25 protein-coding genes and 4 tRNA genes are annotated in these 23,135 nt (G+C 69.9%); 6 read left to right on the forward strand and 23 right to left on the reverse strand.

Features of this window, described 5'->3' with window-relative positions; genetic code table 11:
* Nucleotides 1-182: 182 nt before the first annotated feature.
* The 7 genes from NNW99_RS14405 to NNW99_RS14435 form a co-directional block, all read right to left on the reverse strand.
* Nucleotides 183-1,013 (reverse strand): DUF1396 domain-containing protein, encoded by an 831-nt coding sequence (locus NNW99_RS14405; RefSeq protein WP_215119472.1) that lies wholly within the window; start codon nt 1,011-1,013, stop codon nt 183-185.
* 93 nt (nt 1,014-1,106) lie between these two features.
* A complete protein-coding gene (locus NNW99_RS14410) occupies nt 1,107-1,964 on the reverse strand; it encodes a hypothetical protein (RefSeq protein WP_215119477.1) in 858 nt (285 codons plus the stop codon).
* Between the two features lie 128 nt (nt 1,965-2,092).
* Complete coding sequence (gene rplA / locus NNW99_RS14415; RefSeq protein WP_215119478.1) at nt 2,093-2,818, reverse strand: 50S ribosomal protein L1; 726 nt, start codon at nt 2,816-2,818, stop codon at nt 2,093-2,095.
* Between the two features lie 76 nt (nt 2,819-2,894).
* On the reverse strand, nt 2,895-3,329 hold the full coding sequence (gene rplK / locus NNW99_RS14420; RefSeq protein WP_031141270.1) for a 50S ribosomal protein L11: 435 nt from the start codon (nt 3,327-3,329) through the stop codon (nt 2,895-2,897).
* Between the two features lie 161 nt (nt 3,330-3,490).
* Nucleotides 3,491-4,321 (reverse strand): transcription termination/antitermination protein NusG, encoded by an 831-nt coding sequence (gene nusG / locus NNW99_RS14425; protein WP_215119481.1) that lies wholly within the window; start codon nt 4,319-4,321, stop codon nt 3,491-3,493.
* A gap of 80 nt (nt 4,322-4,401) precedes the next feature.
* Entirely contained in the window at nt 4,402-4,686 is a 285-nt protein-coding gene (gene secE, locus NNW99_RS14430; RefSeq protein ID WP_215119482.1) for a preprotein translocase subunit SecE, read from the reverse strand.
* A gap of 108 nt (nt 4,687-4,794) precedes the next feature.
* Nucleotides 4,795-4,867, reverse strand: a tRNA-Trp gene (locus NNW99_RS14435).
* A gap of 306 nt (nt 4,868-5,173) precedes the next feature.
* Between NNW99_RS14435 and NNW99_RS14440 the strand changes: the two genes are divergently transcribed.
* Both NNW99_RS14440 and NNW99_RS14445 read left to right on the forward strand, forming a co-directional pair.
* Entirely contained in the window at nt 5,174-6,400 is a 1,227-nt protein-coding gene (locus NNW99_RS14440; protein WP_215119484.1) for a pyridoxal phosphate-dependent aminotransferase, read from the forward strand.
* 134 nt (nt 6,401-6,534) lie between these two features.
* Entirely contained in the window at nt 6,535-7,566 is a 1,032-nt protein-coding gene (locus NNW99_RS14445) for an adenosine deaminase (protein WP_215119488.1), read from the forward strand.
* Between the two features lie 13 nt (nt 7,567-7,579).
* Here the strand turns inward: NNW99_RS14445 and NNW99_RS14450 are convergent, their stop codons facing one another.
* The 9 genes from NNW99_RS14450 to NNW99_RS14490 form a co-directional block, all read right to left on the reverse strand.
* A complete protein-coding gene (locus NNW99_RS14450; protein ID WP_215119490.1) occupies nt 7,580-8,638 on the reverse strand; it encodes a UDP-N-acetylmuramate dehydrogenase in 1,059 nt (352 codons plus the stop codon).
* Between the two features lie 92 nt (nt 8,639-8,730).
* On the reverse strand, nt 8,731-9,111 hold the full coding sequence (locus NNW99_RS14455; protein WP_215119491.1) for a DUF3291 domain-containing protein: 381 nt from the start codon (nt 9,109-9,111) through the stop codon (nt 8,731-8,733).
* Between the two features lie 86 nt (nt 9,112-9,197).
* Nucleotides 9,198-10,634, reverse strand: a complete 1,437-nt coding sequence (locus NNW99_RS14460; RefSeq protein ID WP_215119492.1) for an MFS transporter — start codon at nt 10,632-10,634, stop codon at nt 9,198-9,200.
* A 92-nt stretch (nt 10,635-10,726) separates the two neighbouring features.
* Nucleotides 10,727-11,296, reverse strand: a complete 570-nt coding sequence (locus NNW99_RS14465) for a TetR/AcrR family transcriptional regulator (RefSeq protein ID WP_215119495.1) — start codon at nt 11,294-11,296, stop codon at nt 10,727-10,729.
* Nucleotides 11,297-11,410: 114 nt separating this feature from the next.
* Nucleotides 11,411-11,839, reverse strand: a complete 429-nt coding sequence (locus tag NNW99_RS14470; protein ID WP_215124279.1) for a MaoC family dehydratase — start codon at nt 11,837-11,839, stop codon at nt 11,411-11,413.
* A gap of 8 nt (nt 11,840-11,847) precedes the next feature.
* Entirely contained in the window at nt 11,848-12,300 is a 453-nt protein-coding gene (locus NNW99_RS14475) for a MaoC family dehydratase N-terminal domain-containing protein (protein WP_215119497.1), read from the reverse strand.
* Between the two features lie 100 nt (nt 12,301-12,400).
* Nucleotides 12,401-12,565 carry a 50S ribosomal protein L33 gene (gene rpmG / locus NNW99_RS14480; RefSeq protein ID WP_003948671.1) on the reverse strand — a complete coding sequence of 55 codons (165 nt, stop codon included), beginning with the start codon at nt 12,563-12,565 and terminating at the stop codon, nt 12,401-12,403.
* An 89-nt stretch (nt 12,566-12,654) separates the two neighbouring features.
* Nucleotides 12,655-12,727: transfer RNA gene (locus NNW99_RS14485), tRNA-Met, on the reverse strand.
* A 46-nt stretch (nt 12,728-12,773) separates the two neighbouring features.
* A tRNA-Thr gene (locus NNW99_RS14490) sits at nt 12,774-12,846 on the reverse strand.
* A 284-nt stretch (nt 12,847-13,130) separates the two neighbouring features.
* Here NNW99_RS14490 and NNW99_RS14495 point away from each other — a divergent pair.
* Together NNW99_RS14495 and NNW99_RS14500 are read left to right on the forward strand one after the other, a co-directional pair.
* A complete protein-coding gene (locus NNW99_RS14495; RefSeq protein WP_215119499.1) occupies nt 13,131-14,393 on the forward strand; it encodes an amidohydrolase family protein in 1,263 nt (420 codons plus the stop codon).
* A 101-nt stretch (nt 14,394-14,494) separates the two neighbouring features.
* Nucleotides 14,495-15,151, forward strand: coding sequence for an NAD(P)H-binding protein (locus tag NNW99_RS14500; RefSeq protein WP_215119500.1), 657 nt, complete (start codon nt 14,495-14,497; stop codon nt 15,149-15,151).
* 21 nt (nt 15,152-15,172) lie between these two features.
* Here the strand turns inward: NNW99_RS14500 and NNW99_RS14505 are convergent, their stop codons facing one another.
* Together NNW99_RS14505 and NNW99_RS14510 are read right to left on the reverse strand one after the other, a co-directional pair.
* Complete coding sequence (locus tag NNW99_RS14505) at nt 15,173-15,385, reverse strand: hypothetical protein (RefSeq protein ID WP_215119502.1); 213 nt, start codon at nt 15,383-15,385, stop codon at nt 15,173-15,175.
* Nucleotides 15,386-15,724: 339 nt separating this feature from the next.
* Nucleotides 15,725-15,806: transfer RNA gene (locus tag NNW99_RS14510), tRNA-Tyr, on the reverse strand.
* 221 nt (nt 15,807-16,027) lie between these two features.
* On the opposite strand from NNW99_RS14510, the gene NNW99_RS14515 reads away from it, so the two are divergent.
* Nucleotides 16,028-16,516 carry a YajQ family cyclic di-GMP-binding protein gene (locus tag NNW99_RS14515; RefSeq protein ID WP_215119503.1) on the forward strand — a complete coding sequence of 163 codons (489 nt, stop codon included), beginning with the start codon at nt 16,028-16,030 and terminating at the stop codon, nt 16,514-16,516.
* A 105-nt stretch (nt 16,517-16,621) separates the two neighbouring features.
* Here NNW99_RS14515 and NNW99_RS14520 read toward each other — a convergent pair whose 3' ends face one another.
* Entirely contained in the window at nt 16,622-16,888 is a 267-nt protein-coding gene (locus NNW99_RS14520) for a GlsB/YeaQ/YmgE family stress response membrane protein (RefSeq protein ID WP_215119504.1), read from the reverse strand.
* Between the two features lie 193 nt (nt 16,889-17,081).
* Here NNW99_RS14520 and NNW99_RS14525 point away from each other — a divergent pair, with 193 nt between their 5' ends.
* Entirely contained in the window at nt 17,082-18,359 is a 1,278-nt protein-coding gene (locus tag NNW99_RS14525) for an APC family permease (protein ID WP_215119506.1), read from the forward strand.
* Between the two features lie 172 nt (nt 18,360-18,531).
* Here the strand turns inward: NNW99_RS14525 and NNW99_RS14530 are convergent, their stop codons facing one another.
* The 4 genes from NNW99_RS14530 to NNW99_RS14545 form a co-directional block, all read right to left on the reverse strand.
* A complete protein-coding gene (locus NNW99_RS14530) occupies nt 18,532-18,924 on the reverse strand; it encodes a YccF domain-containing protein (protein WP_215119508.1) in 393 nt (130 codons plus the stop codon).
* The gene (gene htpX / locus NNW99_RS14535) at nt 18,921-19,784 is read right to left on the reverse strand and encodes a zinc metalloprotease HtpX (protein WP_215119509.1); all 864 of its coding nucleotides are present in this window, start codon (nt 19,782-19,784) and stop codon (nt 18,921-18,923) included. The genes NNW99_RS14530 and htpX overlap by 4 nt, the downstream gene beginning before the upstream one ends.
* A 252-nt stretch (nt 19,785-20,036) precedes the next feature.
* Entirely contained in the window at nt 20,037-21,560 is a 1,524-nt protein-coding gene (locus tag NNW99_RS14540; RefSeq protein WP_215119510.1) for an NADH-quinone oxidoreductase subunit N, read from the reverse strand.
* Nucleotides 21,557-23,131 (reverse strand): NuoM family protein, encoded by a 1,575-nt coding sequence (locus tag NNW99_RS14545; protein ID WP_215119511.1) that lies wholly within the window; start codon nt 23,129-23,131, stop codon nt 21,557-21,559. Before NNW99_RS14545 ends, NNW99_RS14540 begins: the two co-directional genes overlap by 4 nt.
* Nucleotides 23,132-23,135: the final 4 nt, after the last annotated feature.

The raw sequence follows: 23,135 nt of genomic DNA on the forward strand, positions 1-23,135 counted from the left end.
CGCACAAGGCAGCGAAGTCCAGGAGCTCTTCCAGTGTCACCTGCGCGGGTCGTCCGCCGTTCAGCGGATCCTTCGGCCACCGCGCCCTCTTACGAGCGCGCGGTAACGACCAGCGGTCTTTGGCTTCTACAGGAGGGTACGGGAACGGATCGCCGTCAAGCAAATCCGCCCCGTACGCCGGATCAGCTCGTCTCGAGTTCCTTGAACATCTCGCCCAGGTCCGCGACTTCCTTGGCCGGCGGCGCCTTGACGTCCACCGGCTTGTTGTAGTCGAGGAAGGTGATGGTCATGTCGAGCGGGCCCTTGTCGGCGTCGCCCTTCATGCGGAACTGCTTGGTGTGGTCCTCGCCGTCGATCCACATGTCCATCGCGAGCTTGTCGACGCCGAGCTTCTCGAACTGCTTGATGCTCTTCTCGCGCTGCTCGCGAGTGTCCCCCTTGGCGTCCTTGAGGGAGGCGCGCAGGTCGGCGAGGGTGACCGTGCCCGAGTAGTGGGTCGTCTCGACGCCCTCGACTTTCTCGGAGCCGACCTTCTTCACGTCCTTGGCGCCCGTGAGGAAGGCGGACTGGGCCGCCGGGTTCTGATCGGCCTGGCTCGTGCTCCTGCCCATCTGGTCGAGGTCCTTGCCCGCCTCGGAGCCGGACAGGTCGAACTTGATCCAGCGCTTGCCGTCCATCTCCTTGGCCATGTCGGCTCCCCCACCGAGATACATGGCCTTGTCGACGAGGCGGATCTCCACGGCCTCGGTGGTTCCCTTGTCGGGAGCCGTCATCTTCATGCTCATGGCGATCGTGGGCTTCATGCGCATCGACGCCTCGCCCTTGACCCGGCCCTCACCCGGGCTCGTGCCGCTCAGGCGGTACTGGAGGGACGTGATGTCCTCCGTGTTCTTCGCGGCCTTGGCGACGGCGGCCGCGGGCGTCATCTCCGGCGACTGCTCGGATCCGCAGCCGACCGCCCCGGCGGCGAGAAGCAGCGCGCCCAGCCCGGCGACGGGTATAGATGTCTTCATTGATTCCCCCCAAGGAATGCAGACTTGCTTCACAGCAAGGCCGCGAGCCTATACCAGAGGGGTACAAGTGATCTAACCGAATTGACGGCAACGTCAGGGTGTACCGGTTGTGGCGGGCTTCTTCCGCATCAGGTCCTCGAAGTCCCCGGTGTCGGACTGCGGGGGCCGCTCGGTCCGGATCCGGACGCCGTAGTCGCGGTAGTGCGCGGTCTGGGTCATCCGGCCCGTGGTCATCCGCGCCTTCTCCACCTTCTTGACCAGCAGATCCCGCTCGTCGACCCAGATGTCGACGGTCTCGGTGGTGACACCGGCCTCGGTGAGCTGCTTGCGCAGGCCCTCGTCGGTGACGTCAGCCGCGGCCACCGTGCCGGAGTAGTGCGTGGCGGCCCGGCCGCGCACGGTCTCCTCGCCGACCTTTCTGACGTCGCCGGAGGCCAGCAGGAGTTTCACGGACTGGTTGGGCGTGGTGGTGCGCATCTGGTCGCCGAGGTGCGCCCCGGATCCGCCGGCGAGGGCTTCGAGGTCCTCGTACGCGTACCGGATCCAGTGCCTGCCGCCCGCCTGCTCGGCGAACGTGTCGCCCATGCGCGCGTAGTAGGCGTCGGGCAGGTAGCGGGCCTCCATGGAGGTGGTGCCGAGCCTGCGCATGGTGTCGGCGATCGTGCCACCGGTGTAGGTGATGGTGAGGGTGCCGGTGATGCCGTCGCCCCAGCCGAGGGTGCCGTCGGCGGTCATGGACATCAGCGAGCCCATGGTGGTCGTGGACTCGACCCGGGCGGACTCGGCCCGGGCGGTGGCCCGTTCGGCGGAGCGCAGGGCCGCCAGGGAGGCGGAGCGCGCGGCAGGGTCGTCCTCGCCGGGGCGGTCGGAGGAGTCCGAGAAGGTACAGCCCGTCAGCGCGGTCGCCACCGCGAGCACCAGGCCCACGCGGTGCGCGGTCGTGCCCTGCATACGTCCCCCCGTTCGTATCCGGTTCCCGCACGTTAACCCAGGCCACCGGAGTACGTACCGGAAAAGGGAACGGGCCCCGCACCTGTAAGAGGTGCGGGGCCCGTGACCGGTTGGGCGAGCCGTCAGGCTCAGACCGCGGCCGGGTCCTCCTCGACGAGGAGGTTGCGGGTGCGGTTGGAGTCGACCGGAATGCCGGGGCCCATCGTGGTGCTGATGGCGGCCTTCTTGATGTAGCGACCCTTGGCGGCGGACGGCTTCAGACGGAGGATCTCCTCCAGCGCCGCGCCGTAGTTCTCCACCAGCTTGGTGTCGTCGAACGACGTCTTGCCGATGATGAAGTGCAGGTTCGAGTGCTTGTCGACGCGGAACTCGATCTTGCCGCCCTTGATGTCGTTGACAGCCTTGGTGACATCGGGGGTGACGGTGCCGGTCTTCGGGTTCGGCATCAGACCACGCGGGCCGAGCACGCGGCCGAGGCGGCCGACCTTGCCCATGAGGTCCGGGGTGGCGACGACGGCGTCGAAGTCCAGACGGCCCTTCGACACCTCGTCGATCAGCTCGTCGGCGCCGACGATGTCGGCGCCCGCGGCACGAGCGGCCTCGGCACGGTCACCGGTCGCGAAGACCAGGACCCGGGCGGTCTTACCGGTGCCGTGCGGGAGGTTCACGGTGCCACGGACCATCTGGTCGGCCTTGCGCGGGTCGACACCCAGACGGAAGGCGACCTCGACGGTGCCGTCGAACTTGGTCGTGGAGGTCTCCTTGGCGAGACGGACGGCCTCGAGCGGGGCGTACAGCTTCTCCCGGTCGATCTTGGCGTCCGCAGCGCGAAGGGACTTGCTGCGCTTGCTCACTACTGCTCCTGTGGATTCTTAGGAGTCGTGGTCCGGGCCGAGCCGGCCCTGCCACTTCTGCTGATGGGGTTGGGGCTCAGTCCTCGACCGTGACGCCCATGGAACGGGCGGTGCCGGCGATGATCTTCGCGGCGGCGTCCAGGTCGTTGGCGTTGAGGTCGGGCATCTTGGTCGTGGCGATCTCACGGACCTGGTCACGCGTGATCTTCGCGACCTTGGTCTTGTGCGGCTCGCCCGAGCCCTTCTCGATGCCCGCGGCCTTCAGGATCATCTTGGCGGCCGGCGGGGTCTTGGTGATGAAGGTGAAGGAACGGTCCTCGTAGACCGTGATCTCCACCGGGATGACCCAGCCACGCTGCGACTCGGTCGCGGCGTTGTAGGCCTTGCAGAACTCCATGATGTTGACGCCGTGCTGGCCCAGCGCGGGGCCGACCGGCGGGGCCGGGTTGGCGGCACCGGCCTGGATCTGGAGCTTGATGAGCCCCGTGACCTTCTTCTTCTTGGGAGGCATTGCTCTCTCCGGGTCCTAGTGAGAGTTTTCCAGCCTCCGAACCGGATCATCCGGCTGGAGGCATACCGCACCACGATAACGGGTATCCATGTGCGGCCAAAAACCGAGCAGGTCAGGCAGGCTCCAGGAGCCCGCCTGACCTGCTCGGAAGCTGGTGTGCGTCAGTTCTTCTGGATCTGGTCGAAGGAGAGCTCGACCGGCGTCTCGCGGCCGAAGATCTCGACGAGGCCCTTGACCTTCTTCGAGTCGGGGTTGATCTCGTTGATGGTCGCCTGCAGCGTGGCGAACGGGCCGTCGGTGACGGTGACCGCGTCGCCGACCTCGAAGTCCAGCACCTGGACCTCGACCTTGCGCTGCGGGGCCGGCTTGCCCTCGGCCTCGGCGGCCTCGCGGGCGGCCTTCTCCTCGGCCTCCGGGGCGAGCATCTTGACGATCTCGTCCAGGGTCAGCGGGTACGGGTCGTAGGCGTTGCCCACGAAGCCGGTGACGCCGGGGGTGTTGCGGACGACGCCCCAGGACTCGTTCGTCAGGTCCATGCGGACGAGGACGTAGCCGGGGAGCTTGTTCTGCTTGATCGTCTTGCGGTCGCCGTTCTTGATCTGGACGACCTCTTCCTGCGGCACCTCGGCCTGGAAGATGTAGTCCTCGACGTTCAGCGAGACGGCGCGCTGCTCGAGGTTGGTCTTCACGCGGTTCTCGTAGCCGGCGTAGGTGTGGATGACGTACCACTCGCCGGGCAGGACCCGCAGTTCCTCGCGGAGCTTCTCGATCGGGTCGCGGTCGTCCTCGGGCTCTTCCTCGACGAGTTCTTCCGCGGCCTCTTCGCCGTCGTCCTCGGTCTCCGCCTCGGCGGCGTCGTCCGCGACGGCGTCGGCAGCCTCGACCTCGGCGGAGGTCTCGGTGTCCTCGCTGTCCGCGCCCTCGACGGTGTCGAGCTCGTCCTCGACGGACTCGACAGGCTCGATGGCGTCGTTCACGTTCGGGTCAGACACGGTGGCTGCTTCTTCCTGGATACATAGGGGTGGAACATGCGAAAGGAGCGCCGGGTACCTCGGCGCTCTTCGCGGGCTGCTCAGCCGAACACGTACTTGGCGGCGTTGCTGAGTCCATAGTCAATCACGGTGACCAGGCCGATCATGATGACCACGAAGATGATCACCACGGTCGTGTACGTCGTGAGCTGGTTGCGCGTCGGCCAGACGACCTTGCGCAGCTCCGCGACGATCTGGCGGTAGAAGAGGGCCAGGCGCTTCAGCGGGCCCTTCTTGCCGCGCTTGCCGCCCTTGCGGCCCTTCTTGGACTCCGGCGCCTCATCCTGGGCATCAGGCATGTCGATGGAGCCCACGGCGTCCGTCACTCGTCCTCACCTGATTCCGGGTCGTGGCCGTGCCGCGCCCGGTCTGAGCCGCACGGCGGTGCATTGCTGTACGTACATGCGCACACATCCTGGCGAAGGTGTGTGTAGCAGGGCCGGAGGGACTTGAACCCCCAACCGCTGGTTTTGGAGACCAGTGCTCTACCAATTGAGCTACGACCCTTTGTGTGTCCCCCAACGTACCGCATCCGTCCGGATGCTTGGTGTGCACCGAACGGGCGCGGCCTGCGGGAGGCCAACGAGGTGAGAGTGTACGTGCTCCGCGGCCGGTCGTCGAACAGAAAGGGCCCGCGGGGGCCCTTGTTGGCGCAAGATCGCCCCGAGAGCAGGGAGCCGGCGGCTGGCATCAGGCTGAAGATCGCCCAGGCCGGACGGTCGATCCGTACTGTTGTTCAAGGGTTTGCCCGACGTTGTTCAGTCTGTGAAACCCCCGTGCCGCGAGCGTTTCCGGTCTGAAACGATGGGGCCCATGAGCCCTGCAACCCCTCCCACCGAGCGCCGGGTCTCCGCCCGAGTCGGCGCGATCTCCGAGTCCGCCACCCTCGCCGTGGACGCCAAGGCCAAGGCCCTCAAGGCAGCCGGGCGGCCGGTGATCGGCTTCGGTGCCGGTGAGCCCGACTTCCCCACCCCGGACTACATCGTCGAGGCCGCGATCGAGGCCTGCAAGAACCCGAAGTTCCACCGCTACACGCCGGCCGGCGGTCTGCCCGAGCTGAAGGCCGCGATCGCCGCGAAGACGCTGCGCGACTCGGGCTACGAGGTCGACGCCTCGCAGATCCTCGTCACCAACGGTGGCAAGCAGGCCATCTACGAGGCCTTCGCCGCGATCCTCGACCCGGGCGACGAGGTCATCGTGCCCGCGCCGTACTGGACGACGTACCCGGAGTCGATCCGGCTGGCCGGGGGTGTCCCGGTGGAGGTCGTCGCCGACGAGACGACCGGCTACCGGGTGTCCGTGGAGCAACTGGAGGCGGCCCGTACGGAGAAGACCAAGGTGGTCCTCTTCGTGTCGCCCTCCAACCCGACGGGCGCGGTGTACAGCGAGACCGAGACCGAGGCGATCGGCCGCTGGGCCGCCGAGCACGGCCTGTGGGTGCTGACCGACGAGATCTACGAGCACCTGGTCTACGGCGACGCCTCCGCCGTGTCGCTGCCGGCCGTGGTGCCCGAGCTGCGCGACAAGTGCGTCGTGGTCAACGGTGTCGCGAAGACGTACGCGATGACCGGCTGGCGGGTCGGGTGGATCATCGGCCCGAAGGACGTGGTCAAGGCCGCGACGAACCTGCAGTCCCACGCCACGTCGAACGTGTCCAACGTGGCGCAGGTGGCGGCGCTGGCCGCCGTCTCCGGCGACCTGGACGCGGTCGCGAAGATGCGTGAGGCCTTCGACCGGCGCCGCAAGACGATCGTGCGGATGCTGAACGAGATCGACGGCGTGGTGTGCCCGGAGCCCGAGGGCGCGTTCTACGCGTACCCCTCGGTGAAGGGTCTGGTCGGCAAGGAGATCCGCGGGCGCCGGCCCAAGGACACGGTCGAGCTGGCCGCGCTGATCCTGGAGGAGTCCGAGGTCGCGGTGGTGCCCGGCGAGGCGTTCGGCACGCCCGGGTATCTGCGGCTGTCGTACGCGCTGGGTGACGAGGATCTCGTCGAGGGCGTGAGCCGGATCCAGAAGCTGCTGGCGGAGGCCAGGGACTGACCACTGAGGTGAGCAGTCACGGCGGGCCGTTCCCCTTGCGGGGCGCGGCCCGCTTTGTCGTGTGGGCGTGCGAGCAAGACCACGTTCGGGGAAAACCCTGTCGGGACGGCTGAGGCATACGGCAGGATCCTGGGATGGAGCGTGTACGTGATGTCTCTGAACTGCCGAAAGCCCATCTGCACCTGCACTTCACCGGCTCGATGCGGCCCTCGACCGTGCTGGAACTGGCCGAGAAGTACGGGGTGCGCCTGCCCGACGCGCTGAGCGAGGCGCTGGTCAGCGGGGAGCCTCCGAGACTGCGGGCGACGGACGAGCGGGGCTGGTTCCGCTTTCAGCGGCTGTACGACGCGGCGCGCTCGTGCCTGCGGGAGCCGGAGGACATCCAGCGGCTGGTGCGGGAGGCCGCGGAGGAGGATCTGCGGGACGGCTCGGGGTGGCTGGAGATCCAGGTCGACCCGACGTCGTACGCGCCACGGCTGGGGGGCCTGATCCCGGCGCTGGAGGTCATCCTCGACGCGGTGGAGACGACATCGCGTGAGACGGGGCTCGGTATGCGGGTCCTGGTCGCGGCGAACCGGATGAAGCACCCGCTGGACGCGCGCACCCTGGCCCGGCTGGCGGTGCGGTACGCGGACCGGGGCGTGGTGGGCTTCGGGCTCTCCAACGACGAACGCCGGGGGATGGCCCGGGACTTCGACCGGGCGTTCGGCATCGCGCGGGAGGCCGGGCTGCTGTCGGCGCCGCACGGGGGCGAGCTGACGGGGCCGTCGTCCGTACGGGACTGTCTGGACGACCTGGGTGCGAACCGCTTGGGGCACGGGGTCCGGGCGGCGGAGGACCCGCGGCTGCTGAAGCGGCTGGCCGACCGGGGCGTGACGTGTGAGGTGTGCCCGGCGTCGAACGTGGCGCTCGGTGTCTACGAGAAGCCGGAGGACGTCCCCCTGCGGACTCTGTTCGAGGCGGGTGTCCCGATGGCGCTGGGCGCGGACGATCCCCTGCTGTTCGGGTCCCGGCTGGCGGCGCAGTACGAGATCGCGCGGCAGCACCACGGGTTCACGGACGCGGAGCTGGCGGAGGTGGCCCGGCAGTCGGTGCGGGGGTCGGCGGCACCGGAGGACGTGAAGGAGAAGCTCCTGGCGGGCGTGGACGACTGGCTGCTGTCCTAGCGCCCGCCCTCTCCTACTGGAGGCTGACGCCGACCGTCACCGGCTCATTGACCAGCGTGATGCCGAAGGCCTCGTGGACTCCGGCCACGACCTCACGGGCCAGGGCGAGGAGGTCCTCCGTGGTCGCAGTCCCCCGGTTGGTGAGGGCCAGGGTGTGCTTGGTGGAGATGCGGGCGGGGCCGTCGCCGTAGCCCTTGGTGAAGCCGGCCTTGTCGATCAGCCAGGCGGCGGAGGTCTTGGAGTGGCCGTCTCCCGCCGGGTAGGCGGGGGGCTCGGCGTCGTCGCCCAGGCGCTGCTTCACGCGCGCGCGGAACGTCGCGAAGTCGGTGTCCGTGAGGATCGGGTTGGTGAAGAAGGAGCCGGCCGACCAGGTGTCGTGGTCCTCGGCGTCCAGGACCATGCCCTTGCCGGCGCGCAGCTTGAGCACCGTGTCCCGGGCCGACGCGAGCGGGACGCGGTCGCCCGCTTCGACGCCGAGGGCGCGGGCCGTCTCGGCGTACCGGAGGGGGGCGGAGAGGCCGCCGGCGTCCTCCAGGGCGAAGCGCACGCGCAGCACCACGAAGCGCTCCGGGTCGGACTTGAAGCGGCTGTGGCGGTAGGAGAAGGCGCATTCCTCGTTGGCCAGGGTGACCGTCTCGCCGGTCCGGCGGTCGTAGGCGACGACCTCGGTGATCGTCGAGGAGACCTCCTGGCCGTACGCCCCCACGTTCTGGATGGGGGTCGCGCCCGCCGAGCCGGGGATGCCGGCCAGGCACTCGATGCCCGCGAGGCCCGCCTCCACCGTGCGGGCGACGGCGTCGGTCCACACCTCGCCGGCGGCCAGCTCCAGCCGGGTGCCGTCGAGGGAGAAGCCCTGGGTGGCGATGACGAGGGCGGTGCCTTCGAAGCCCTTGTCGCCGATGACCAGGTTCGAGCCGCCGCCGATGAGCAGCAGGGGGGTGCCCGCCTCGTCGGCTTCGCGGACGGCGGCGATCACCTCGTCGTCCGTCGTCGCGGTGATCAGCCGGGTCGCGGGACCGCCCAGGCGGAAGGTGGTCAGCGGGGCGAGGGGGGCGTCGTGGAGTTCCTGCACGGGCTCAAGAGTACGAGACGGCACTGACAGGGTCGGGCACACGTACGTGCGGCCGTCTTCGCGAGGAAGTCGGCCGCACGCGCGCGTGGCTGTCAGGACAGGCGTCGCATCGCCTCGGACCAGGAGAGCGGGAGTTCGTCACTCTTGGCCTGCCAGGTGGTGAACGCCGCGTCGGCCATCTGCGGGGCGAGGCCCCGGGCGGCCGGTCCGTGGGCGCCCGAGCGGACGAAGTCGCGGAGCGCGGCCTTCGACTCCCAGGCGGACAGCGTCCAGAAGGTCCGCTTGAAGGGCTGCGCCTTCAGGGTGGCCCCGTAGGCGCCCGGGCTCCGGCTCACCTGCCGCCAGACGGCGGGCGTGCCGGCGAGGAACTTGAGCGCTCCCCACAGGGTGCGGGTCTCGAAGCGGGAGGCGAAGACGTGCACCTCGATGCCGTCGGGCGGGGTGTTCGGGACGGTCCAGGGAAGGGTGGGCATGGCGGTTCCTCCTTCGGGTCGTCGATCCTCGTGGTCAGGCGTTGCGGTCAGGCCTTGTGGCCAGGCCTTGGTCAGGCCTTGTGGTCTCAGCGGGAAGCGGTCTCCAGGACGGGCGCCGGTTCGGCAGCGGCCGTCTGCCGCTCGGTGTGCCGCCGGGTCGGGATCAGCAGGGCCGCGATGCCGGCGAGGCCGACCACCGCCGAGCCCGTCACCAGGGCCGGCCGCATGCCGTCGACGAAGGCCTGGCCGGATTCGTAGCCGCCCTGGGACGCGAAGATCGACGCCATGACGGCGATGCCGAGCGCTCCGCCGACCTCGCGCAGGGCGTTGTTCGCGCCGGAGGCGATGCCCTGCTCCTGGGGCCGGACGCTGGACATCACCAGATGGGCGGCGGGGGCGAAGTACAGGGCCATGCCGATGCCGCTGACGATCAGGGCGGGCAGCTGGGCGGCGTAGGAGGCGTCCGGCGTGGCCACGACCGCCATGTAGCCGAGGCCCAGGGCCTGCAGGAACAGACCGGCCGCGACGACCGGGCGGCCACCGATGCGGTCGGCCAGGAGGCCGGCGATCGGGGCGATCAGCATCGGCATACCGGTCCAGGGCAGCATCCTGAGGCCCGCCTCGGTGGGCGAGTAGCCGAGGACGCCCTGCATGTACTGGCTGAGCAGGAAGATCGAGCCGAACATGCCGAGGAACATCAGCAGGCTCGCCGCGTTGATGCCGGCGAACGCCCGGGAGCGGAAGAGCCGCATCGGGAGCATGGGGTTCTTGGCACGGGTGCTGTAGAGGACGAAGCCCACGAGCAGTGCGGTGCCGGCGAACAGGCCCGTCAGGACCAGCGAGCCGGTCCAGCCGTCCACGGGTCCGCGGACCAGGCCGTAGACGATGCCGAAGAGACCGCCGCTGGCGAGCAGGGTGCCGGGGATGTCGAGCGGGGACCCGGTGCCGTGCGACTCGGCGAGGCGGAGGCGGGCGAGCGGCAGCAGGGCCAGGCCCAGCGGGACGTTCAGCCAGAAGATCCACTGCCAGGAGATGTGTTCGGTGAGGGTGCCGCCGACGAGCGGTCCGGAGGCGACGGCCAGTCCGTTGACGGCGCCCCAGATGCCGTACGCCATGCCCCGCTTGGCCGCGGGCACGGCGGCGGTCAGCAGGGTGAGCGTCAGCGGCATCATGATGGCCGCGCCCGCGCCCTGGACCGCGCGGGCGGCGATGAGGGAGTCGATACCGGGTGCCATGGCCGCGGCGGCGGAGGCCCCGGTGAAGACGGCGAGTCCCACTATGAAGAGCCGGCGGCGGCCGAAGCGGTCGCCGAGGGCCGCGCCGAACATCAGCAGGACGGCGAAGGTGAGCGTGTAGGCGCTCACGGTCCATTCCAGGTCGTGCAGGGCGCCGCCGAGATCCTCACGGATAGAGGGCAGGGCGGTGGTGACGACGAGGTTGTCGAGGGCCGCCATGAATCCGGCGACGCTGGTGATGACGAGGGCCCAGGCGGCTCCCCCGCGGCGTGCGGTCTGCTGTGACATCGCTCCCCCAAGGGGTGATTCGTTTGATCGATTAGTAATTGATTACTAACTTTCGCGATCATGAAAAGGCGCGGCAATCCCGCCTTCCCTTGTCAGGTCTCCAGTCGACCCTTGAGCCGCGCCGACGGATACAGCCCCTCCCAGACGCGATGCTCGGGAGGGAAGCCCATGGCCGCCAGGCAGTTGACGAGCATCCCGTAGGCCATGAAGGTCGTCGTCTCGTTGACGTCGGCGCCCAGCGGAACGTGGACGGTGTCCCACAGCCGCATCCAGCCGGCCCGCACCGACTCGCCGAACTCGTGGTCGCCCTCTTCCTCGGCGGCCTTCACGGCGACGTACATCTGCATCTGCATCATGAGCCGCTCGGGCCGCTCCGCGATGACCTTGGTGTACGCGTTGCCCATGGCGTGCAGGGCTTCCTCGCCCTCCAGCCCCTCGGAGGCCTCGGCGAACGTGCGGATCGTGTCCTCCACGCACCGCTGCGCCACCGCCAGGAAGATCGCCTTCTTGCCGGGGAAGAGCCGGAAGAGATACGGCTGCGAGACACCGACCCGCCGGGCGATCGCCTCGGTCGACGTGCCGTGGTAACCGCCGCGGGCGAACTCGATCGTCGCCGCGCGGATGACGCTCTCGCGCCTCTCCTCCGCACTCATCCTGGGCATGCAAGTAAGTTAGTACTTAATCACTAACTACGTCAAGGGGTACCGCGGACAGCTCACGCGTAAGGGGCGCCCCGCAATGGAGAGCGCCCCTTACCTGCTGTCTGTCTCGCCGGCTCAGGCCAGCCGTACGACCGCCCGGGACATGCCCAGCACCTTCTGTCCGGCGCTGGTCGCCGTCAGGTCCACGCGGACGGTGTTGTCGTCGAGCTTGGCCGCGACCTTGGCGGCGACCTCGATCAGGGCGCCCTCGTCGTCGTTGGGGACGACGACCGGCTTGGTGAAGCGGACGCCGTACTCGACGACCGCGCCCGGGTCGCCGGCCCAGTCGGTGACCACGCGGATCGCCTCGGCCATGGTGAACATGCCGTGCGCGATGACGTCCGGCAGGCCGACCTCCTTGGCGAACTTCTCGTTCCAGTGGATCGGGTTGAAGTCGCCGGAGGCGCCTGCGTACTGGACGAGGTCCGCCCGGGTCACGGGGAAGGTCTGCGCGGGCAGTTCGGTGCCGACCTCGACGTCGGAGTAGGAGATCTTCGCCGTCATGGGATCGCTCACGCCTCCTCGGCCGCGCGGGCCACGAGCTTGGTCCAGGCGGTCACGACGTGCTCGCCGGCCTCGTCGTGGACCTCGCCGCGGATGTCCAGGATGTCGTTGCCCGCGAGGGACTTGACGGCCTCGATGGTCGAGGTGACCGTGAGCCGGTCGCCGGCGCGGACCGGGCGGCGGTAGGCGAACTTCTGGTCGCCGTGCACCACCCGGCTGTAGTCCAGGCCGAGCTGGGGGTCCTGGACGACCTGGCCGGCGGCCTTGAAGGTGATCGAGAAGACGAAGGTCGGCGGCGCGATCACGTCGGGGTGGCCGAGCTCCTTGGCCGCCTCCGCGTCCGTGTACGCCGGGTTGGCGTCCCCGACCGCCTCGGCGAACTCACGGATCTTCTCCCGGCCCACCTCGTAGGGCGCGGTGGGCGGGTACGTCCGCCCCACGAAGGACTGGTCGAGCGCCATGGCTCGGCACCTCCTGGTTGCTCTACTGACCGGTACGGGTCATTCAACGACGCGAGGCCGCCCCCGATCACTCGGGAGCGGCCTCGTGTACGAGCCTGTTTTATCGCGTTTCGCGGTGCGCGGTGTGCGCATTGCAACGCGGGCAGTGCTTCTTCATCTCAAGACGGTCCGGGTTGTTACGCCGGTTCTTCTTGGTGATGTAGTTCCGCTCCTTGCACTCCACGCAGGCCAGCGTGATCTTCGGGCGGACGTCGGTGGCAGCCACGTGAGTGCTCCTTGACGAACGGATGGGATGGTTTAACGCATAGAAGAGTAGCCGATCGAAGGACCGACCCCGCAATCGGCTACTGTCAGTAGCGGTGACCGGACTTGAACCGGTGACACAGCGATTATGAGCCGCTTGCTCTACCGACTGAGCTACACCGCTGTGATGCGATCGGATCCCGCCTTGCGACGGGAACCTCACACACCAGAGCCCCAAAACGGAATCGAACCGTTGACCTTCTCCTTACCATGGAGACGCTCTGCCGACTGAGCTATTGGGGCGAGCGATGAAGACATTACACGGTCTGCAGCCGTTCACCCAAATCCGTTTCGGGGCACCCGCCGCGGGCGCTCGGACCGTCCTGCGAGCAGCCTCGCGAGCGCCTTCCCTGCCGCCTCTCCCGCTCCCCTTTCCGCTTCCCTTCCGGCTTCCCTTCCGCACAGCGGGCCACACCGGTACGACTATTGCGCTCCTCCCCGCCATGGGCGGGAGGCCGTCCTAGGCTCGACTCACTCTGCGTGATCATGCGTCCTCCCCGTGCGCAAGCCCGAGCCCCTGGAGTGCGATGCCCGACAGCCGGCCGCAGCCGCCACCGCCCCCGTCGTCGTCCTCGCCGGGTCCGGCCGACCCGTCGTCGCTGCTGCTGTGCGGGGCGCGGCTGACCGACGGCCGGACCGTGGACGTACGGCTGGGCGGCGGGCACATCGAGGCGGTCGGGACGGCCGGCAGCCTGGCGGCGGGCGGCACGCGCGCGTGCGGGGCGCGGGTGGACCTCGGCGGCTATCTGCTCCTGCCGGCCCCGGCCGAACCGCACGCCCACGCCGACACGGCCCTGTCGGCCGACGCCGAGGGCCCCGTCTCGTACGAGCCGCAGGACGTGCAGCGCCGGGCGACCGAGGCCGCGCTGCTCCAGCTCGGGCACGGGGCGACGGCGCTGCGGGCCCACGTGCGCGTGGGGGACGTCCAGGGACTCGGCGCGCTGGAGGCGGTGTTGCAGGCACGGCGGGCGCTACGGGGCCTGGCCGAGCTGACGACGGTGGCGATGCCCCGGGTGCTGACCGGGGTGGCCGGGGCGGACGGGCTGGCGGTGCTGCGGGACGCGGTGAAGATGGGCGCCTCGGTGGTGGGCGGCCGGCCCGACCTCGACCCGGATCCGACGGGGTACGTGGAGGCGGTCCTGGAGGTGGCCTCCGAGCACGGCTGCCCCGTCGACCTGCACACGGACGCCGGGGACCCGGCGCGGCTGGCCCGGCTCGCGGCGATGGCGGGCGGACTGCGCCCCGGCGTGACCCTGAGCCCGTGCGGCGATCTCGGACGGCTGCCCACCGAGGTGGCCTCTCGGACGGCCGACCAGCTCGCGGCGGCCGGGGTGGCGGTGGTGTGCCTGCCGCAGGGCGGCTGCGGTGGCGTGGACCACCGGGGCACGGCTCCCGTACGGCTGCTGCGCGCGGCCGGGGTGCGGGTGGCCGCCGGGAGCGGGGCGCTGCGGGACGTGTCGAACCCCGTGGGGCGTGGCGACCCGCTGGAGGCGGCGTTCCTGCTGGCCTCGCGCTACGGCCTGGCGCCCGAGGAGGCGTACGACGCGGTGAGCGGGTCGGCGCGGGCGGTGCTGGGGCTGCCCGAGGTGCGCGTGGAGGCGGGCTTCCCGGCCGAACTGCTCGCGGTGCGCGGGGACCGGCTGGCGGGGGCGCTCTCGCTGGCGTACAGCCGGGTGGTGGTGCACCGGGGGCGTGTGGTGGCACGGACCAGCGCGGTGCGGGAGTACTGCGATTCGGCGGCCGCGGCGGAACTGGGGCTGCCGCGGCAGGGGCGGGGGCAAGTGTCGTAAGGGCGGGGCGGGGGCCGGTGTGGGGCGCTGGGGTGAGGGGCGGTGGGGGCGTGGCCGAAGTCGTGCGGCGGACGGGGGCGTCCGGGCGTACGGTCGAAGGCATGCGCATTGTCATCGCTGGTGGTCATGGTCAGATCGCGTTGCGGCTGGAGCGGTTGCTCGCCGCGCGCGGGGACGAGGTCGCGGGGATCATCCGCAAGGCCGAACAGTCCGACGATCTGCGGGAGGCCGGTGCCGAACCGGTCGTGCTCGACCTGGAGTCGGCGTCCGTGGACGAGGTCGCGGAGCGGCTACGGGGTGCCGACGCGGCGGTCTTCGCGGCCGGCGCGGGTCCGGGTAGCGGGACGGCCCGCAAGGACACGGTGGACAAGGCCGCGGCGGTCCTCTTCGCGGACGCGGCGGTGAAGGCGGGCGTACGGCGCCTGGTGGTCGTGTCGTCCATGGGCGCCGACCCTCGGCACGAGGGCGACGAGATCTTCGACGTGTACCTGCGCGCCAAGGGCGAGGCGGACGCGTATGTGCGCGGCCTGAACGCCCTGGACTGGACGATCCTGCGGCCCGGTCAGCTCACGGACGACGCCGGCACCGGCCTCGTCCGCCTGGAGGCGCGTACGGGCCGCGGGCCGATCCCGCGTGACGACGTGGCCGCCGTACTGGCGGAGTTGGTGGACACCGCCGCGACGGCCGGGCTCACCCTGGAGCTGATCAGCGGACCGGCGCCGGTGTCCGTGGCGGTGAAGTCGGTGGCGGGGAACTGACGGCTTCCCGGTGGAGTTTCCCTAGAACAGAGGCAGTTGGCCAGGGAAGTCGGGCACCGCGTAGCCGTCCAGGGCCGGTTGCTCCGCACCGAGCAGCGCCTGTCGTCGGGAGCCCGGGCACGAGGTGAGTTCGCCGTGTTCCCGGGCGCCCGGCGGGTCGTGACGCGCGTACCGCCCCGCGACGACGGCGATCTCGCGGCGGCACTGGGGGCAGATTCTGCGGCGGGAGGACATGGAGCCAGTGTGCCGCGCGAGCGGCCTGAGTATGCCTGTCCTCCTCTGCTGCGCGCCCCTTCTCTCTTCGCTCACCGCACCCCCACCCGGGGCTCTTGATTGCCTAAGTCAATCAATGGGCTTGACTGTGTCGGGTCGCATCGCGCTGGGCCGCCGCTCGCGTCAGGTCGCTGAGGGAGGCGGCGAACGCCTGTGGCGGCTGCGGGAGTTCAGCGTGGCAGCCGGCCGGGTGAGATACGCGCCACCCTGCCCCAAGGAACGCGCCACCCTTCGCGGCCACCGCATACGAAAAACCCCCTTCTTCCGCGTCTCCGCAGAGGAAGGGGGTTCTCCCCAGTGTGGCGGCGCCAGGATTCGAACCTGGGAAGGCTGAGCCGGCAGATTTACAGTCTGCTCCCTTTGGCCGCTCGGGCACACCGCCGGGGGTTGCTGCCCTTCGAACCGCTTTTCGGCGGCGCTCCGTGGCAACGACGTAAACAATACCTGATGTGGAGGGGTGCTTCGCCACCCGATTGATCGGCGCCCGGAGGGCGGGGGGTGGCTAGGCTTGTCCGGATGCGGCCCGGGACCTGAACGGGACCGGCGGCCGCCCACGTACGCCGGTACGCACGATACGCACCCCGATACAAGGAGCCACAGGACATGGCCGACTCCAGTTTCGACATCGTCTCGAAGGTCGAGCGGCAGGAGGTCGACAACGCACTCAACCAGGCCGCCAAGGAGATCTCGCAGCGCTACGACTTCAAGGGCGTGGGCGCCTCGATCTCATGGTCCGGTGAGCAGATCCTCATGGAGGCGAACTCCGAGGACCGGGTGAAGGCGATCCTCGACGTCTTCCAGTCCAAGCTGATCAAGCGCGGCATCTCGCTGAAGGCTCTGGACGCGGGCGAGCCCCAGCTCTCCGGCAAGGAGTACAAGATCTTCGCTTCGATCAAGGAGGGCATCTCCCAGGACAACGCGAAGAAGGTGGCGAAGGCCATCCGCGACGAGGGCCCGAAGGGCGTGAAGGCGCAGGTGCAGGGCGAGGAGCTGCGGGTCAGCTCCAAGAGCCGTGACGATCTGCAGGCCGTCATCGCCCTGCTGAAGGAGAAGGACTACGACTTCGCCCTGCAGTTCGTGAACTACCGGTAGGTCCGGTCGGGTCCTCGGGGCTCCCGGTCCGCACTGGTACGAGGAAGGGTGGGCACCTGTCGGTGTCCACCCTTCTCGTCTGCCGGCCGCGTTCGGTGGGCACGCTCAGCTGCGCGAGTTGCCGAACAGGAGGCGGTAGGCGACCAGGAGGACGAGCGATCCGCCGATCGCCGCGGCCCAGGTCGTGCCGTCGTAGAAGTCCTTGGTGATCGGGTGGTCCATCCAGCGGGCCGATATCCAGCCGCCGATGAAGGCGCCCGCGACGCCGATCAGGGTCGTGCCGATGAGGCCGCCCGGGTCGCGCCCCGGCAGCAGGAATTTCGCGATGGCTCCGGCCAAGAGTCCGAGGATGATCCAGCTGATAATGGTCATGCCGTGAACCTGCCCTTTCACGCTGTGCCCGCACTGTCCCGGCCATGTGATCTTGCTCCCGGCGGGCCGTGCCCGTGCGTCGTACGTCGGGCGTTCCGCGCGCGTCGTCCTTGCCGCGCGCTGTCACGCCGTCTTGGTCAGGAGGACGTCCTGGCGGCGACCGCCGGTTGCACTGATCAGTAGGGTGCGACGCATGAACGCCTCCGGTTCCGGACTGCGCCGTACCCTCGGCGTGGGGGACGCCGTCGTCATCGGAGTCGGCTCGATGATCGGAGCCGGGATCTTCGCCGCCCTCGCGCCGGCAGCGCACGCGGCCGGGTCCGGGTTGCTCCTCGGGCTCGCCGTCGCCGCCGTCGTCGCCTACTGCAACGCCACGTCGTCGGCTCGCCTCGCCGCCCTGTATCCCGCCTCGGGCGGCACGTACGTCTACGGGCGTGAGCGGCTCGGGGAGTTCTGGGGGTATCTCGCGGGCTGGTCGTTCGTGGTCGGGAAGACGGCCTCCTGTGCGGCGATGGCGCTCACCGTGGGCACGTACGTCTGGCCGGGACAGGCGCATGCGGTGGCGGTCGCGGTCGTGGTGGCGCTGACCGCGGTGAACTACGGCGGGATCCAGAAGTCCGCGTGGCTGACGCGGGTGATCGTGGCGGTGGTCCTGGCTGTCCTCGCTTCCGTGGTGGTCGGGTGTCTGGTGTCCGGTGCGGCGGACGCCGGGCGGCTGGGCATCGGGGCCTCGGGCGGTGCGGGCGGAGTGCTTCAGGCGGCCGGCCTGCTGTTCTTCGCGTTCGCGGGGTACGCCCGTATCGCGACCCTCGGTGAGGAGGTACGCGACCCGGCGCGCACCGTTCCGCGCGCGATTCCGCTGGCGTTGGGCATCACGCTGGTGGTGTACGCGTGTGTGGCGGTGGCTGTCCTTTCGGTGCTCGGGTCGGACGGTCTCGTGGACGCGGCGGCGCCACTGGCCGACGCGGTGCGGGCGGCCGGGGTCCCCTGGCTCGTGCCGGTGGTGCGGGTCGGTGCGGCCGTGGCCGCGCTGGGCTCACTGCTGGCTCTGATCCTCGGGGTCTCGCGGACGACGCTGGCCATGGCCCGGGACCGGCATCTGCCGGGGGCGCTGGCGGTCGTGCATCCTCGGTTCCAGGTGCCGCACCGGGCGGAGCTGGCGGTGGGTGCGGTGGTCGCGGTCCTGGCCGCCACGGTGGACGTCCGGGGCGCGATCGGGTTCTCCTCCTTCGGTGTGCTGGCCTACTACGCCGTGGCCAACGCGTCGGCGTGGACGCTGGATTCGGCATCCGTATCGGCATCGACGGTGCCGGCGGCTCGGTTGGTCGCGGGAGTCGGGCTGGCCGGGTGCGTGGTGCTGGCGTTCTCGCTGCCGGCGGTTTCGGTGGTCGTGGGAGCGGGTGTGCTGGTGGTGGGCGCCGTTGTGTATGGAGTGCGACGGTGGGCTGGGACCAGGGCGGGGAGTGCGTAGGACCGCGAGGCAGTGGGGACAGGCACTCCGCCACCGGTGCTGGCCAGGCTCTCTTGTCCCCTGGCAACTGCTCGATCGCGGTCATGGGTTCATCATGCGGGCCGCCGCTGACAGCCGGGCGGGCCTGTGGACAACCCCCGGTCTGTGGAAACCGGGCCGCGCGGCCTCGCGGTCAGCATGCGGTGAAGGGCTCGTCGGTCCGGACGATGTCGCGGCCGAGCGGGAGCAGCGAGACCGGGATGAGCTTGAAGTTGGCGATGCCGAGCGGGATGCCGATGATCGTGACGCACAGGGCGATGCCGGTGGCGATGTGGCCGAGGGTCAGCCACCAGCCCGCGAGCACCAGCCACAGCACGTTGCCCACGCAGGACGGCGCGCCCGCGTCGTGGCGCTCGACCGTCGTGTACCCGAAGGGCCACAGGGCGTAGACGCCGATGCGGAAGGCCGCTATGCCGAACGGGATCCCGATGATGGTGATGCAGAGGAGCAGGCCCGCGAGCATATAGGCGAGGAACAGCCAGAAGCCGCTCAGGACGAGCCATATGACGTTGAGAATGGTCCTCATTGCTTCCCACCTGCCATCTTCTCTAGCCGGGCGATGCGTTCCGCCATCGGCGGGTGTGTGGAGAACATCTTCGAGAGGCCCTGGCCGGGGCGGAACGGGTTCGCGATCATCATGTGACTGGCGGTCTCGATACGCGGCTCGGGGGGCAGCGGGAGCTGCTTCGTGCCGAGTTCGAGCTTGCGCAGGGCGCTGGCCAGGGCCTGTGGGTCGCCGGTGAGCTGGGCGCCGGAGGCGTCCGCCTGGTACTCCCGGGAGCGGCTGATGGCCAGTTGGATGAGCGAGGCGGCGAGCGGGCCCAGGATCATGATCAGCAGCATGCCGAGCAGACCGGGGCCGTCGTCGTCGTCCGAGCGCCCGATCGGGATCAGCCAGGCGAAGTTGACCAGGAACATGATCACGGAGGCGAGGGCACCGGCGACCGACGAGATGAGGATGTCGCGGTTGTAGACGTGGCTGAGCTCGTGGCCGATGACTCCGCGCAGCTCGCGCTCGTCCAGGAGGCGCAGGATTCCTTCGGTGCAGCACACGGCGGCGTTGCGCGGGTTGCGGCCCGTGGCGAAGGCGTTGGGCGCCTCCGTCGGGGAGATGTACAGACGCGGCATGGGCTGGCGGGCCTGGGTGGAGAGCTCGCGGACCATGCGGTAGAGCCCAGGGGCCTCGAACTCGCTCACCGGGCGGGCCCGCATCGCGCGCAGTGCCAGTTTGTCGCTGTTCCAGTAGGCGTACGCGTTGGTGGCCAGCGCTACCAGGACGGCGATGACGAGCCCCATGCGGCCGAAAAAGCTGCCGATGACGATGATGAGGGCGGACAGTCCTCCGAGGAGGACTGCGGTCCTGAGCCCGTTGTGCCGGCGGTGCACGGTACGCCCTCCAAGTGGTGCGGCAGGGGGACCCTTGCTCGGTGATCTGCGGTGCCACTGGTGCCGTGGTGTCACGTCCAGTGGACCCTCCCGTACTGGTCAACGCCAGGCGGGGGGCACTAGTTCCCTTGTGCGTGCGGCGCCGGGTTTGGGCCGTCCGGGTGAACGGCGCCAGGAAGCGGCACGCGCGCGCAGGGAGGCGGGTGCCCCACGCGCGCGTGGCGAAAGCGGCTGTCGTTCAGTGGCCGGCGTTCAGAAGAGGGCGGTGTCGGTGAAGCGCAGGACGAGCTGGGGTGCCCCCGACAGGACAATGCCGAGGACGCCGGTCAGTGCGATCGCTGCGGTGAGAGGGACGGGGACGCGGTGCTTCTGGGGCTCGCCCTCGGGGGCGCGGAAGAGCAGGGTCGTCCACTGGAGGTAGTAGAACAGCGCGATGACGACGTTGACGGCCATGATCACGGCCAGCCAGCCGAGGCCGGCGTCGACGGCCGCCGCGAAGACGGTGACCTTGGCGAAGAGGCCGATGATGCCCGGCGGCAGTCCGGCGAGGCAGAGCAGGAAGAACGCGAGGATCAGGGCGGACAGAGGGTTCGACGCGTACAGGCCTCGGTAGTCGGCGACGCGGTTGAGGGACTTCGTACGGCCGACAAGGGCGGCCACGGCGAAGGCGCCGAGGTTCACGGCGCCGTACATCAGGGCGTAGGCGACGGTGGAGCCGATCGACTTCTCGGCGTCCCCGGAGTACCCGGCGGCGGCGATCGGGACGAGCAGGTAGCCGGCCTGGCCGACGGACGACCAGGCGAGCAGGCGGACCGCGCTGTACGCGCGCGTGGCCTGCTGACGCAGGGCTCCGACGTTGCCCACGGTCATGGTGAGCGCGGCCAGGACCGCCAGGGCCGGGCCCCAGAGATCGGCGTACGACGGGAGGGCCACGACCGTGACGAGGATCAGGCCGCTGAAGCCGACCGCCTTGCCGATGACCGACAGGTAGGCGGCGATGGGCAGGGGCGCGCCCACGTAGGTGTCGGGCACCCAGAAGTGGAAGGGCACGGCGGCCGTCTTGAAGGCGAAGCCGACGAGGGTGAGGACGACGCCGGTCTGGGCGAGCGTGTGGAGCTGTCCGTCGACGTTCTGGATGCGGTCGGCGACCTGGGTGAGGTACAGGGTGCCCGTGGAGGCGTACACGAAGCTGATGCCCATGAGGCTGACCGCGGTCGCGGTGACCGAGGACAGGAAGAACTTCAGGGCCGCTTCGGAGGACTTCCGGTCGCCGTACTTGAGGCCGACGAGCGCGAAGGCAGGCAGGGAGGCGACCTCCAGGGCGACGATCAGGGTCGCGAGGTCGCGGGAGGCGGGCAGGAGGGCGGCGCCGGCCGCGGAGGACAGCAGCAGGAACCAGTACTCCCCCTCGGGGAGCTCCTTGCGGCCGTCCTTCAGGGCGGTGACCGACAGAAGGGCGGTGAGGAGGGCCCCGCCGAGGACCAGGAACTGGATGACCAGGGTGAAGCGGTCCGCCGTGTAGCTGCAGACGGTGGCGTCGCCGGTCAGGCAGAAGGTGCTGCGGTCGCCGTCCAGGAGGGGCAGCAGCATCAGGGTGGCGGCGGCCAGGCCCGCCACCGACGTCCAGCCGAGCAGCGCCTTGCGGTGCTCGGCGACGAACAGGTCGGCGACCAGGACGACGAGTCCGACGACCGCCGTGAGGGTGGGCGGCGCGATCGCGAGCCAGTCGACGGACTGGACCAGCGACGCGGCCAGGGGCTGGGCCGGGGAGCTCATCGGTTGCCTCCTGCGAGGAGCTGCTGGACGGCCGGGTCGCTCAGGCCGAGGAGGGCCTTGGGCCACAGGCCCGCGACGACCGTGAGGGCGACGAGCGGGGCCCAGGCCGCGAACTCGTAGGAGCGGACGTCGGGGAGCGCCGGGGCGTCCTTCGGCAGGGCGCCCATGCAGACGCGGCGGACCACGATCAGCAGGTACGCGGCCGTCAGCAGGGTGCCGAACGCGGCGATCGCCATGAAGGTGAGGAAGGCGGGGCGGCTGAGGCCCGCGGCGGGCTGGAACGCGCCGAAGAGGGCCAGCATCTCGCCCCAGAAGCCGGCCAGGCCCGGCAGGCCGAGCGAGGCGACCGCGGCGAAGGCGAGCAGGCCGCCGAGGCGCGGGGCCTTGCCGTAGAGGGCGGCTCCGGTCTCCTCGGCGAGGGTGTCGAGGTCGGTGGTGCCGGTGCGGTCCTTCAGGGCGCCGACCAGGAAGAAGAGCAGGCCGGTGATGAGGCCGTGGGCGATGTTGGCGAAGAGGGCGCCGTTCACGCCGGTCGGGGTCATGGCGGCGATGCCGAGCAGGACGAAGCCCATGTGACCGACGGACGAGTAGGCGATGAGGCGCTTGAGGTCGCCCTTCGCGCCCTGCTTGGCGAGGGCCAGGCAGGCCAGGGATCCGTAGATGATGCCGACGACGGCGAATGCCGCGAGGTAGGGCGCGAAGGTGCGGAATCCGTCGGGCGCGATGGGGAGCAGGATGCGGACGAATCCGTACGTACCCATCTTCAGCAGGACACCGGCCAGCAGGACCGAGCCGACGGTCGGCGCGGCGGTGTGGGCGTCGGGCAGCCAGCTGTGCAGCGGCCACATCGGCGTCTTGACCGCGAGCCCGATCCCGATCGACAAAACGGCGATGACCTGCACGGATGCGGTCAGCGACCGGCCGTTGTCAGTGGCGAGTGCCATCATGTCGAACGTGCCCGCCTTGAGCCCGATCAGGAGCAGGCCGAGCAGCATGACCACGGAGCCGAGCAGCGTGTAGAGGATGAACCGCCAGGCGGCCTGGCTCCGGCCCTCACCGCCCCAGCGGGCGATGAGGAAGTACATCGGGATGAGGACCATCTCGAAGGCGAGGAAGAACAGCAGCAGGTCGAGGACGGCGAAGGTCGCGAGGGTGCCGGACTCCAGGAGGAGCAGCAGGGCGACGAAGGCCTTCGGGGTCGGGCCTTCAGGCATCTTGAAGTACGAGTAGAGCGCGCAGAGGAAGGTCAGCAGCGCGCTCAGGACCAGAAGGGGGAGGGAGATGCCGTCGATGCCGAGGTGGATGCGTACGTCGAGTGCGGGGATCCAGCTGATGTCCGTGCTGGCCTGCATCTTCGACGGCTGGTCGTGGTCGAAGCCGAGCGCGAGGACGATCGCCGCGATGAGGACCGCGCCGGTGACGGTGACGCCGTGCCGGAGCACCGCCTGCTCGGGTGACTTCCCCTTCAGCCCGGGCGGGGCAGGCAGGAGAGCCGCGGCGGCGCCGAGGAGCGGGCCGACGACGATGAACGCCAGAAGGACCTGCATCACGGACTCGTTGATATCGATCACGCCT

The sequence above is a fragment of the Streptomyces sp. CRCS-T-1 genome (genome assembly GCF_024442335.1).
GTDB classification, from domain to species: Bacteria; Actinomycetota; Actinomycetes; order Streptomycetales; family Streptomycetaceae; genus Streptomyces; species Streptomyces koelreuteriae.